The sequence below is a fragment of the Virgibacillus necropolis genome (assembly GCF_044793635.1).
In the GTDB taxonomy this organism is placed as follows: Bacteria; Bacillota; Bacilli; order Bacillales; family Amphibacillaceae; genus Virgibacillus_F; species Virgibacillus_F necropolis_A.
Genome location: NZ_CP084992.1, coordinates 3,837,241 through 3,849,989, shown reverse-complemented (window position 1 = coordinate 3,849,989; position 12,749 = coordinate 3,837,241). Strand labels below are relative to the sequence as shown.

Sequence of the window (12,749 nt, the reverse complement as noted above, 5' to 3'; positions counted from 1 at the left end):
TGAAGACCATATGTTAACTATGAACGACATCGTACGAGAAGGGCATCCTGCATTACGCGAAATTGCGAAGGATGTTTCAATTCCGCCTACCAATGAAGATCAGAATCTTCTAGAAGATATGCTATTATTCCTTAAAAATAGTCAGGATGATGAAATTGCACGCACCTATGAATTACGTCCAGGTGTGGGACTTGCTGCAACACAATTAGGAATTGCTAAACGAATGATTGCTATCCATTTTGATGATGCAAATGGGAAAAAATACAGCTACGGGTTAATCAACCCGAGAATTGTCAGCCATTCTGTTGAAAAAGCTTATTTGGCTAGTGGTGAAGGATGTCTTTCTGTTGACCGGAGTGTGGAAGGCTATGTTCCGAGATACGCACGAATTACAATGAAGGCAACTGATCTCGAAGGTAATGAAATAAAGCTAAGACTTCGTGATTACGCCGCAATTGTTTTCCAGCATGAGATCGATCATTTAAATGGCGTGATGTTTTATGATCACATCAATAAAGATAATCCACTATTAGCTCCGGAAAACGCGAAAGCAATTGATTAATTCAAACCTACCCTGCTATATTCAAACAGGGTAGGTTTTTTTATGACCAAGTTGAATAATAATTCTTTCTAGGTGAAAAATAATAGAACAGTTATATTGCGTTAATCCTACAACTACTGCCAGTAAAATGAATTTTTTCATATAAATCATGGTTTTTTATTTCAATATTGGTCAAACAGTACTATACTATAGATAAGAGGGATTGGATCGGTAGAACTTTTTGTTGCTTTCTTAAGATTATGAAAGGAGATGCATGAAGTCATGTTAAAACGCCTAAAAGAAAAGCTAAAGAAACGCTGGAAGGATTTTTTAGGCCGAGGACGAGTACCAACAACTTATAAGAAAGACTACCATAAATAAAGCCAATCGCAGTAAATACTTGCTACGGACAGTTTTGAAACTTATTATGGTTGACGAGCGGATTACAAAACAGAAAGTATCACGCCTGCAAATTTATTTTCTAATTGCTAGTGATTCATTTCTATATATTGTAAAGTGAAACAGCTGTCTATCCATCGTCAGCTCTATTAAATAATGTTAAAAATAATCCATGCATAGGGATTATTGTTATCTGAACTAACGGATACAATTATTCTTATACCCAAAAATAAAGAAATTGATAGGAGAGATGAAATGGTTTACAAAGTATATTATCAGGAATTGAATACGGAAGTTCCTGTACGTGAACGAACGAATAGTCTTTATGTAGAGGCAGAAACAGAACGGGCAGTACGCGATAAATTAGTGAATCGTAACTATAATATTGAATTCATCCAACAATTAAACGATGCACATTTAGCGTATGAAAAGAAATCGGAAAAATTCACAGTGGAGAACGTGTAACCTATGAAATTTGTAAAGAATGACCAAACCGCAGTATTTTCATTGGGTGGATTAGGGGAAATTGGCAAGAACACATACGCGATCCAATTTCAGGATGAAATTATATTAATCGATGCTGGAATTAAATTTCCAGAGGATGAATTATTAGGAATTGATTATGTAATCCCTGATTATACCTATTTAATACAAAATCAAGACAAAATTAAGGGTCTAATTGTCACACATGGTCATGAAGATCATATTGGTGGAATTCCCTATCTATTACGTGAAATTAATGTACCAATCTATGCAGGTAAGCTTGCAATTGAATTAATTCGAAAAAAATTAGATGAGCATGGATTATTACGTAACGCTAAATTAAACACAATACAAGAAGAAGATGTAATCAAGTTTCGTAAAACATCTGTATCCTTTTTCCGAACTACACATAGTATACCCGACTCTTATGGTGTAGTTGTAAAAACACCACCAGGTAATGTTGTGCATACAGGAGATTTCAAATTTGACTTTACTCCAGTCGGCGAACCTGCGAACATTGCGAAAATGGCTGAAATTGGTAGGGATGGTGTGCTATGTCTCCTTTCTGACAGTACAAACAGTGAGGTACCAGGATTTACAATGTCCGAGCGTGTTGTTGGCGGTACCATTAACGATGTTTTTAGTCGTGCGACTGGCAGATTAATATTTGCTACATTTGCATCAAATATCTACAGACTACAACAGGTTGTAGAAGGTGCAGTAAAACACAATCGTAAGGTGGCAGTTTTTGGACGTAGCATGGAATCTTCCATTGCTATTGGACAAGAACTTGGATATATTACCGCACCAAAAGAAACATTTATCGATGCGCATCAAATAAACCGCCTTCCAGCACAGGAAGTCGTAATACTTTGTACTGGTTCTCAAGGTGAACCAATGGCAGCATTATCACGAATCGCAAATGGAACACATAGACAAATCCAAACAATCCCTGGCGATACAGTTGTATTTTCATCTTCACCAATACCAGGTAACAATGTGAGTGTTAGTCGAATAATCAACAAATTATATCGTGCCGGGTCTGAAGTCATCCATGGTCCATTAAGTAATATTCATACATCAGGACATGGAAGCCAAGAAGAACAAAAGCTGATGCTGCGTTTAATTAAACCTAAATATTTCATGCCAATTCATGGTGAATATCGTATGTTAAAGGAACACACAAAGCTTGCTGAAGCTTGTGACGTTAAACCTGAAAACAGTTTTGTTATGGATATTGGTGATGTACTTGCACTTGGCAAAGATAATGCAATGGTTGCCGGTAAAATTCCTTCTGGTTCCGTCTATGTAGATGGTAGCGGTATTGGAGATATCGGTAATATTGTATTGCGTGATAGACGTATTCTTTCCGAAGAAGGACTTGTCATCGTAGTCGTGAGTATCGATATGAAGGAATTTAAAATATCTGCCGGGCCAGATATCATTTCACGCGGGTTTGTATACATGCGTGAATCAGAAGACCTTATCAATGAGGCACAAAAGCTGGTTTCCTCCCACTTAAATAAAGTGATGGAAAGAAGAACAACACAATGGTCAGAAATTAAAAATGAAATTACAGATACAATTGCACCATTCTTATTTGAAAAAACAAAGCGTAGACCAATGGTATTACCGATCATAATGGAAGTTTAATCAAAAAACAAAAGCGCAATTGCCTTATAAAAGGCAATTGCGCTTTTTTAAACGCAAGAAAAGTATAAACGAAAGTCTGTCTAGCTCCAGCGTCCAGCGACTATTGGACTTCCTTCACCTCCGTACGATAACAGTTCGGCATAGTCGAACGTCCTTAATCGCTTACGCTTACCGTAAAACCTGACAATATATAGAGTTTCAACAAAGGTAGTAGAAAATAATGTGACAGATACACAGTCGATTTAAACTGCGTCACAGTGTACCGCTCCGGAAATACACTACGCTTTCCGCGGGCTCGCGCTGAGCCTCCTCGCGAGCAAAAACCGCTCACTGCAGGGTCTCATCGTCTTCGCTGTTTCCGCAGGAGTCTTCGTGTATTTCCTCCGCTAACATGGTGTCTAGAAGCAATGCTATATAGCTCCTTTCACTATTTTGGCAGTTGATTGGAGCGGAGGACCGTTGACTCCTGCGGGAACAGCACGAGTCTGAAGACCCCGCAGCGGTGGTCTTCCGCGAGGAGGCTGAAGCCGTGCCCTAAGGTGCGCAACGGTCCGCAGCGGAAATCAACCAGCAGTTATGTCGTAGTTTATATCTAAAAGGAGCTAGTGACAACTAGGTTTTTCTTATTATAGTAGACGTCGTACCGTTCTTTCCACATCCGGAAATTCTACCTTCCCGTTTGTAAAAAATTCTTTTATTAAATACTCACCGTAGCTAACTGCTTGATCGTATGTTATTTGACCTGGTAATGGTGCCATATCCTCGATAACAACATCAATAACAGCTGGCTTTTTTGACATAAATGCTTGTTTCATGGTCGTTTCCATCTCATCATACTTTTCAATACGATACCCTTCCCCACCACAAGCTTTAGCAAATTCAGCAAAATTTACAACACCTAAATCTGTTTCATAGTTCAAATTTCCTTTAACTTGCTGTTCATACTTGATCATACCGATCATGCTATTATTCAATACTACAATTTTAATTGGCATATCATACTTCACCGCGGTAATAAAATCATGCATAACCATGGTAAAACCTCCATCGCCACATATACCGACTACTTGTTTGTCTGGGTATGCTCGTTGTCCAGCAATTGCCCCTGGTATTCCTGATCCCATGGAAGCTAAACCACCAGAAATAATAAACTTTTGATTTGTAAACGGAAAAAATCGAGTGGTCCAAACCGTTACATTTCCTACATCGCAAGAGATAACGGCGTCCTTCTCTACATTTTTTTCTAGAGCATACATAACCTGAGGTCCGTAAATTGGATTTGTCGTTTCCTTCTTCATCTCCTGCATATGAATATGCCATCTTTTCATTTTTTCTTGATAAATTTTTAGATGATCATCTGATTCCGCCTCTGATACCAATGATGTTAATTTAGGCAATATATGTTTAGAATCACCACATAATCCTTCTGTTATTGGATATATTTTGCCGATGTCATCCCGCTTTATTTCTAGTTGAATAGCGTTTACATTGTCTGGCAAATAGTCCCGATATGGAAATGTAGTACCGATCAATATTAATAAATCCGTATTCATTATAGCTTCAAATGCAGGTTTCGTACCTATTTGCCCGTGCTGACCTAAATTCAACTCATGATAATCGGGTATAGTACCCTTCCCCAATAGACTTAAAACTATTGGAGCCTTAATTTTTTCCGCAAACTCCACCAGTTCATTTCTAGCGTTTCGCGCACCCTTCCCTGCCAAGATAACAGGTTTTTTTGCCTTGTTAACAAGACTGACTGACCGTTCCAGCGTTTCCTGGTCTGGTATTATGGTAGGATGTACAAGAGTTGGGCTAGTTTTCATATGGTCATTTTTTTGTTTTACAGCAAACAAATCATCAGGAACAATTAAGACAGCTACCCCTTTTTGTGTATACGCCTCACGTATTGCCATATTTAGCATATCAGGTAGTTGTTCCGCTGTTTCCGCACGTCGATTATAAACACCTACACCATCAAACATGCGCTCTAAATTAATTTCTTGACTAGCATCTGTACCTACTGCAGTACTAGGGACTTGTCCTACAATAGCAAGAACAGGTGCCATATCTTTTTTGGCATCGTATAAACCATTCATTAAGTGTGTAGCACCTGGTCCCGCGATAGACAAACAAACACCTATTTTACCAGTTAGCTTAGCATAAGAGGATGCAGCTAGTGCCCCCACCTCTTCATGGCGTACTTGAATAAAATCAATGTCCTCTTCTCTTTTTCGTAAATCATCTATGAATTCATTAATAGAGTTCCCCGGCATACCATAAATATGGTCAACTTCCCATTGCATTAGCTGATCAATTAATATTTCACCTGTACGTTTTTCAAACAAAAATTTCCCCATCCTTTCAGTAAATACCAAGTAATTGTTATAGTATACTTATTACCTAAAAGGCATCAAAAAAAACCTGTATTCGTAAATACAGGTTTAGGACTTCATTAATGATTTTCATCAATAACTAGATGTTTTTCAAATCTGGAAATATCTTTATCGGATCCAATTACAATTAATATATCATCTTCACGTAGCTCATCGTCAGCACTAGGAGATACATTGATTTCCTTTTCTCTTTTAATGGCTACAACGTTACATCCATAATTCGCACGAATATCAAGTTCAATCATCGTTTTACCAAGCATCCTCTTACCAACTTTCACTTCAACAATGCTATGGTCATCAGACAGTTCCAGATAATCCAATATATTACTTGATATGATGTTATGTGCGATTCTTTTACCCATATCCCGCTCTGGATGAACTATCTGGTCGGCTCCAATTTTATTCAGAATCTTTTCATGATAATCGTTTTGAGCTTTAACAGTAATCTTCTTAATTCCTAAATCTGTAAGAACAACAGTAGTTAAAATACTTGCTTGAATATTATCGCCTATTGCTACAATCACATGATCGATATTTTTAAGCCCTAATTCTCTTAATGTTGCTTCATCAGTAGAATCTGCAATTACAGCATGTGATGCTATATTTTTATATTCATTTATTTTATCTTCATCATTATCGATCGCCAGAACCTGCATACCCTCAGCACTTAGTTCACGGCAGATACTTCCACCAAATCGTCCTAATCCAATTACAGCAAATTCTCGTTTCATTCTATTTCCTCCATCATTCACCATTCTTTTCATTAGTTTACCATACTATGTTAAGGAGAAAAAAGACAGTATATTTCATTCTCCATTTGAAAAACCAGTCCTTTTTGTTCAAACCGGACTGGCCTTTCTTTAAATTTATATCACATCTAACATTTGAAACTGTGACTTTACTAAGTCAAAATATTCACCTTTATAATCCATAAGTTCCTGATGGTTTCCGTGTTCCAGGATCTTTCCATTCTCAAGCACATAGATTGTATCTGACTCACGAATTGTTGAAAGACGGTGCGCAATGATAATGGCAGTTCTTCCTTTTAACAATCGCTTCAGAGCAGATTGAATTTTCATTTCCGTTTCTGTATCAATACTAGCAGTAGCCTCATCCAGAATTAAAATTCTGGGATCAGCTAGAAGCGCACGAGCAAAAGATAGAAGTTGGCGTTCCCCTGCAGAGAGAATATTACCCCGCTCTTCAACTTCTGTCGCATACCCATCAGCAAGTCGTTGGATAAATTCATCCGCTCCAACTACCTTAGCGGATTCCATTACTTGTTCGTCTGTCGCATTCGGTTGGCCAAATCGGATGTTTTCCATAATTGTTCCTGAAAAGATAAATGTGTCCTGTAACACAACGCTGATTTGTTGACGTAACGTATCTAAGCGAACATCGCGCAAATCATAGTCATCAATTTTTACTTTTCCTTTTGTTGGATCATAAAAACGACTAATCAGATTAGCTATAGTCGATTTACCACTGCCGGTATGTCCTACAAGCGCAATGGTTTGACCTTGCTTAATATCCAGAGATATTTCATGTAACGCAATACGGTCGGCATCATAAGAGAATTGAACCTTATCAAATTCTATATGACCTTTCATATTGTTAATTTCGTAGGCATTTTCCTTTTCATCAACGTTTGGCTTCTCATCAAGAAATTCGAAAATACGCTCAGATGCTGCCATCGCCATTAATAACTGATTATACATCTGACCAAGGCGTGAAATTGGTTCCCAAAACATACCTAGGAAGAATGCAAATGTTACAAAAGTCCCGATCTCAATCCCCCCATTGCCCACACCTAGAAGGATTAAATATGCTCCATAAGTAATCAAAATAATAGTACCAATCGCATTACTCATTTCTACAAATGGACGAAATAGAGCACTTTTCTTGGTAGCATTACGCCAACTTTCAAAGTTGTCAGAGTTAATACCATTGAAAAATTCTGCATTCTCCTTCTCCTGCGAAAACGACTGGGTAATACGAACTCCCTGAATGCTTTCATTTAAATGAGAATTTATTCTTGATTGTTGAATCCGTACATCCTGCCAGGACCGACGGATGTTACGACGTAGTTTGGTTGAGATATAGAACATAATTGGTAGGATTATCATGATAGCTAAGGCTAGTTTTGGACTTAATACAAGTAAAATAACAACAATTCCTAAAAGGGTAACAACATCCATTAACAGATTTATGATCCCATTCGTGAACAGTTCCTGCAGTGAATTAATATCATTCATAATCCGAACCAATATAGAACCCGCAGATCTAGAATCAAAAAAGCGGTGTGATAACCGTTGAACATGTGAAAATAAGTGTTTTCGTATATCATAAATCACATTTTGCCCAAGTATATTTACCCATTTAATTCGAAAAATGTTGCCAATATAATTTATTAAGTAAAGAACCCCGATTAGGATTACCAAATTGATTAATAAACCCGTATCTTTATTATTGATTGCAACATCAATTGCTACTTTACCAATTAATATTGGAACAGCTAGACGAACTGCTGTAGAAATTAACATGGCGATGATCGCACCAGGTAAATAGGTTTTGGAATAAGGTTTTAAATATTCTATTAATCTCAACATTTGCTGCCAGTTAAACTGCTTTTCAATTGCTTGGTCGACAGTATAGTGAAATCGTTTTAAGTGACGACTTTTTTTAACTTGTTCTGTTTTTTTAACCAATGTATATCCCCCCTTAATGATTCGCTACATTCATAATTGCATCACGATCTTGAAATTGAATGTTATATATACGTTGATAGGCACCTTGATTATTGATTAATATATCATGTGTACCTCGTTCAACGATTTCTCCGTCTTCTAAAACCAAAATTTCATCCGCATGCTTCAAGGAAGAAATCCGGTGAGCAATGATAAATGTTGTTCGACCTTTCATCACTTCTTTTAATGCTTTTTGAATCTTAAATTCTGTTTCCATATCTACTGCTGATGTAGCATCATCAAGAACCAAGATACTAGGGTTGATACAAATAGCCCGCGCAATCGCAATACGTTGCTTTTGTCCACCTGACAATCCCATACCACGTTCACCAAGCATAGTGTCATAGCCATTTGGCATATCCATAATGAATTCATGTGCTTGTGCGCGTTTTGCAGCGTCAATAATTTGTTCATCCTTTAAGGTCGGATTACCATATGCAATATTCTCTCTAATGCTAGTTGAAAATAAGAACGATTCCTGTAAAACAAATCCAATCTGACTACGTAACGTTTTTAAATTATATTCTGCCACAGGGATACCATCTACTAGTACATTACCTTCTTCTGGTTCATAAAATCGTGTAATCAATTGAGTGATACTTGTTTTTCCAGATCCCGTTGCACCAATTAGACCAATAACTTTACCCGGTGGTGCATCAAAACTAATATTTTTAAGAGCCGAATCATCATCTTCTATATAGGTTAAAGTAACATCATCAAAAGTTACATGACCTTTAATGTCGTCAATTTTAGCTTGATCTTTTTCAACTATGTCTTCCTTTGCTTCCAGGATTTCAATTAAACGTTCTCCTGAAGCTTTCGATTGTGAAAATAAGTTAATAATAAATCCTAGGTTCATCAACGGTCCCAAAATGTACCAAACTAAGCTGAAAAACGCGACCAGTTCACCTAAACTAAGCCTTCCCTCCATTACTAAATAACCACCAAATGCAAGCAAGGCAACTGCACAAATGTTCCCAATAAATTCCATTAGTGGAAAGTACTTTGCCCAAATTTCTGATGTTTTCAAATAGTGTTGACGATAGTTATCATTATTTGATGAGAACCTCCCAATTTCAAAATCCTCACGAGATAATGATTTTACTGTTGTCATACCACTAATATTTTCTTGAACACGTGTATTCAAATTCCCAAATGATTTTCGTATCCCTCTGAATGCAGGGTGAACTCGCTTGTCAAATTTAAACACAACAATAGCAAGAAACGGCATGGCAGCCATTGTAACTAATGCAAGTGGTACAGAATAAAAGAACATAACACCTAGACTTATTACGATTAATAGTGTAATACGAATCAGTTCTGAAAATCCGGCCGAAAGGAAAAAACGAAATCCTTCCACATCTGCTGTCAATCTTGACATTAAATCGCCAGTTTTGGCATTATCATAATATTTAAATGATAAAACCTGTAACTTCTCATATAATGCATCCCTAAGTGTATATACAGATCGAATACCAAATAACTCGCCTAAATATTGATGAAAAAATGTTGCAAACCCTTTAATGATCATTAGAAATAAAAATACTGCAGCTATATAAGGAATGAGTGAATATCTGTCTTTTATAAATACCTCATCTACCGTTTTTTGTAATACAATCGGATAAACTACTGTAATTCCGGTTACAAAAATTAAAAAAACAAGTGAAGTAAAAAAGTATTTCTTAAAGGGCCAATAAAATTGCTTTAATTTCTTAAATGTTTCCATAAATCCCCCTCCTTTGATGTTTCACATAATTACTAATATAACGGTTTCCGAAATAAATATCTACTCATTTTGCTTAATTTTTTAAAGTTTTTCATAATTATTTTTTTATCTCTTTTTTTGACATAAAAAACCACCTCTACGCTTAAGACGTAGAGGTGGTTTTGTTGATGTATTTACTTTTCAGTAGCCCCTAGCACTCGGTTAACACGCTTACGAAGCATTTTCATGCCCCCGCCACCTGCTTGGAAATGCCTTAACTTACCTTCATCATCAAAAACATAATAGGCAGGTACGTATTGATTCTCAAATGCATCTGTTAGTTTATGATCATTATCTACAAAAATTGGTTGTGAAATATCATGTTCATCCGCAACCTCTTTAATCTGATCTAAATCTAGATCTTTCTCAGACCGAGGCATGTGGACTGCAATAACATTCAATTCATCTTTGTATTCATCTCGGAATTCATTCACATTCGGCATTGCTTCTTTACATAACCCACAACTTACAGACCAAAAATGAATTAATGTTGGTTTGTTACCTATTAAATCGCTTTTATTAATTTCATTGCTATTAAACCATTTTGTTGCACCGTCTAATTCGGGCATTTCTGCACGTAATCGCATAAGTTTTACCTCCACTGTTGTCGTATTGAAAAAAGCTGACTCAGCAATATTCTTATTAAAGAGTCAGCTTATTTAATTTACGTTATTAGAGTGTTTCTTGACCCGGCTTCCAGTTCGCTGGGCAAAGTCCACCAGTTTGAAGTGCTTGTAATACACGTAATGTTTCATCAACGTCACGGCCAATGTTGTTATGAAATACAGTTTGATATTGAAGTTCGCCTTCAGGATTGATAATGAATAATCCACGTAAAGCTACACCTTCGTCTTCTATTAATACGCCATAATCCTGTGATACAACATGGTTAGTATCTGCAGCTAATGGATATTCTAATTCACCTAAACCATTATCGTCACGTGATGTATTAATCCAAGCTTTGTGAGTATGGATTGTATCCGTTGAAACACCAATTACTTCAGCATCTAGATCTTCAAATTCATCATATCGATCTGACATTGCAGTAATTTCTGTAGGACATACAAACGTAAAGTCCATTGGATAAAAGAAAAGTACTGTCCATTTATCATTTTTCATATTTTCTTCTAAATTTACTTTCCCAAATTCTTTATTAGGCAATACAGCATCCATTGTAAAGCGTGGTGCCTGTTTTCCTACCATTCTTTCTGCCATAAATAATCCCTCCAACATTTAATTAAATAATATCCCTTAATAATTATAGGCAACCTCTTATTTTTAGTCAATATTAAATTATAATTAATTTAAAAAGGACTATATACTTGTCACTTATTGGTCACTTCTATTAAGTATAACCAGACATACCAACTCTAAAACAATTTTTAAAAAGGATGTCCTACAAATAATACCGTAACACTAAATTGTAATTCTTGTCTATTAATGAGAATGGACTATACCTTAAAGTAGGATATTATTTGAATTGTATCGGGGCATTCGTTATTATTAAACGATGAAAATACAATATTCTACTTTAAAGGAGATTTTATATGGATATTTTTGAAGATGGTTTAAACTTTGATATTGGTGGAATTTTGTCCGATGTAATTCCAATTCTTTTGCAGATTGGTTTATTAATTCTAGCATTTATTATCTTCGTACCAATTGGCAAGAAACTTGTTGAAAAAACAATTCAAAGAGCTGGAAAAAATGAGAAACTATCACCCGGTCGTGTCAAAACATTGGAGAAATTGCTAGTTAATGTTTTCTCCTACGTCATGATCTTCGTTTTCATTCTCATGTTATTTGGAATCTTTAATATTCCTATCGGGCCACTACTAGCTGGAGCCGGAATTGTTGGTTTAGCAATAGGTTTTGGTGCACAAGGTCTTGTGAGTGATGTTGTAACAGGGTTTTTCATATTATTGGAGCGACAAATCGAAATTGACGACTATGTTACCTCTGGCGGCTATGACGGAGTTGTCGAAGAAGTTGGATTAAGAACTACAAAGATACGTAGTTTTGATGGTACACTAAATTTTGTGCCTAATCGCCTGTTAGAAGGTGTTGCCAATCACTCTCGCGGAAATATGCGCGCATTAGTCGATATTGGTATCAGTTATCATGACAACATCGATGAAGCTATAACTGTTCTGGAAAAGGTTTGTGCTGAGTTTCAAGAAGATGAACGTTTTAAAGATGGCCCGAACGCACTAGGTGTTCAAGCTCTCGGATCATCAGACGTTGTACTACGTGTTGTTGGTCAAACTGAAAATGGTTTGCAATTTGAATGTGAACGCGATATGCGTAAGCGCATTAGGGCAGCCTTCGATGAAAAAGGCATTGAAGTTCCATATCCACATCAAGTTAATGTAGAAAAAGGTCACAAATAAGGAAAAACCCAGTTCAAATTTTGAGCTGGGTTTTCTTTTTGCGTTTATCCTAGTTTCTGTTCAACCATCTGACAGACATCTTCGGCATTATAACCATCCGCATTAATAACCGGTCCAGCAATACTAGCTGTGGACATTCCCATAACATTTTTATCTTGACCAGAGATAACACAGCAATCACATTGACCGGTATCCTCTTCAGAATGCAAATCTATTACTTCGTGACCCTTTTCCTTTAATGCTTCTTTTACGTCTGTAAGTGTTCCTTCAACGCCAATTCGCGCCATACCTACTACCTCCTCTACTACATTGAAAATTACTCATATGTAGTTTTTACTAAAAAGGAAAAGGTATACATACAGAGCTCTTTTGACT

Annotated in this window: 10 protein-coding genes and 2 pseudogenes; 4 read left to right on the top strand and 8 right to left on the bottom strand. The window is 36.6% G+C overall.

The features are described 5' to 3' along the window. The first annotated feature begins 10 nt into the window (after window positions 1-10). The 3 genes from def to rnjA all read left to right on the top strand — a co-directional run bounded on the left by def (window position 11) and on the right by rnjA (window position 3,076). Window positions 11-562, top strand: coding sequence for a peptide deformylase (gene def, locus LG329_RS19055; protein ID WP_404452450.1), 552 nt, complete (start codon window positions 11-13; stop codon window positions 560-562). Between the two features lie 633 nt (window positions 563-1,195). Beyond that, window positions 1,196-1,405 (top strand): DNA-dependent RNA polymerase subunit epsilon, encoded by a 210-nt coding sequence (locus LG329_RS19050; protein ID WP_404452449.1) that lies wholly within the window; start codon window positions 1,196-1,198, stop codon window positions 1,403-1,405. 3 nt (window positions 1,406-1,408) lie between these two features. Then, a complete protein-coding gene (rnjA, locus tag LG329_RS19045; protein WP_404452448.1) occupies window positions 1,409-3,076 on the top strand; it encodes a ribonuclease J1 in 1,668 nt (555 codons plus the stop codon). A 626-nt stretch (window positions 3,077-3,702) separates the two neighbouring features. Here the strand turns inward: rnjA and LG329_RS19040 are convergent. The 7 genes and pseudogenes from LG329_RS19040 to LG329_RS19010 all read right to left on the bottom strand — a co-directional run bounded on the left by LG329_RS19040 (window position 3,703) and on the right by LG329_RS19010 (window position 11,199). After that, window positions 3,703-5,424 carry a pyruvate oxidase gene (locus LG329_RS19040; RefSeq protein ID WP_404452447.1) on the bottom strand — a complete coding sequence of 574 codons (1,722 nt, stop codon included), beginning with the start codon at window positions 5,422-5,424 and terminating at the stop codon, window positions 3,703-3,705. Window positions 5,425-5,531: 107 nt separating this feature from the next. Then, window positions 5,532-6,203, bottom strand: a complete 672-nt coding sequence (locus LG329_RS19035; RefSeq protein ID WP_404452446.1) for a potassium channel family protein — start codon at window positions 6,201-6,203, stop codon at window positions 5,532-5,534. Window positions 6,204-6,338: 135 nt separating this feature from the next. Then, window positions 6,339-8,081 carry an ABC transporter ATP-binding protein gene (locus LG329_RS19030; protein WP_404456777.1) on the bottom strand — a complete coding sequence of 581 codons (1,743 nt, stop codon included), beginning with the start codon at window positions 8,079-8,081 and terminating at the stop codon, window positions 6,339-6,341. A 112-nt stretch (window positions 8,082-8,193) separates the two neighbouring features. Then, window positions 8,194-8,856: pseudogene (locus LG329_RS19025) on the bottom strand (ABC transporter ATP-binding protein); the annotation flags it as partial. Between the two features lie 282 nt (window positions 8,857-9,138). Beyond that, window positions 9,139-9,945: pseudogene (locus tag LG329_RS19020) on the bottom strand (ABC transporter ATP-binding protein); the annotation flags it as partial. Window positions 9,946-10,118: 173 nt separating this feature from the next. Next, the gene (locus LG329_RS19015) at window positions 10,119-10,571 is read right to left on the bottom strand and encodes a redoxin domain-containing protein (protein ID WP_404452445.1); all 453 of its coding nucleotides are present in this window, start codon (window positions 10,569-10,571) and stop codon (window positions 10,119-10,121) included. Between the two features lie 85 nt (window positions 10,572-10,656). Continuing rightward, window positions 10,657-11,199 carry a peroxiredoxin gene (locus LG329_RS19010; RefSeq protein WP_404452444.1) on the bottom strand — a complete coding sequence of 181 codons (543 nt, stop codon included), beginning with the start codon at window positions 11,197-11,199 and terminating at the stop codon, window positions 10,657-10,659. Between the two features lie 332 nt (window positions 11,200-11,531). On the opposite strand from LG329_RS19010, the gene LG329_RS19005 reads away from it, so the two are divergent. After that, a complete protein-coding gene (locus LG329_RS19005; protein WP_404452443.1) occupies window positions 11,532-12,374 on the top strand; it encodes a mechanosensitive ion channel family protein in 843 nt (280 codons plus the stop codon). A 44-nt stretch (window positions 12,375-12,418) separates the two neighbouring features. Here LG329_RS19005 and LG329_RS19000 read toward each other — a convergent pair whose 3' ends face one another. After that, window positions 12,419-12,661, bottom strand: a complete 243-nt coding sequence (locus LG329_RS19000) for a YkuS family protein (protein ID WP_404452442.1) — start codon at window positions 12,659-12,661, stop codon at window positions 12,419-12,421. Window positions 12,662-12,749 lie beyond the last annotated feature (88 nt).

Excerpts from the sequence above, each read along its gene's own strand:
- rnjA (WP_404452448.1), top strand. The coding sequence starts at position 1,409 with ATGAAATTTGTAAAGAATGACCAAACCGCAGTATTTTCATTGGGTGGA.
- LG329_RS19015 (WP_404452445.1), bottom strand. The coding sequence starts at position 10,571 with ATGCGATTACGTGCAGAAATGCCCGAATTAGACGGTGCAACAAAATGG.
- LG329_RS19010 (WP_404452444.1), bottom strand. The coding sequence starts at position 11,199 with ATGGCAGAAAGAATGGTAGGAAAACAGGCACCACGCTTTACAATGGAT.
- LG329_RS19000 (WP_404452442.1), bottom strand. The coding sequence starts at position 12,661 with ATGGCGCGAATTGGCGTTGAAGGAACACTTACAGACGTAAAAGAAGCA.
- LG329_RS19030 (WP_404456777.1), bottom strand. The coding sequence starts at position 8,081 with ATGTTGAGATTAATAGAATATTTAAAACCTTATTCCAAAACCTATTTA.
- LG329_RS19050 (WP_404452449.1), top strand. The coding sequence starts at position 1,196 with ATGGTTTACAAAGTATATTATCAGGAATTGAATACGGAAGTTCCTGTA.
- LG329_RS19005 (WP_404452443.1), top strand. The coding sequence starts at position 11,532 with ATGGATATTTTTGAAGATGGTTTAAACTTTGATATTGGTGGAATTTTG.
- LG329_RS19035 (WP_404452446.1), bottom strand. The coding sequence starts at position 6,203 with ATGAAACGAGAATTTGCTGTAATTGGATTAGGACGATTTGGTGGAAGT.
- def (WP_404452450.1), top strand. The coding sequence starts at position 11 with ATGTTAACTATGAACGACATCGTACGAGAAGGGCATCCTGCATTACGC.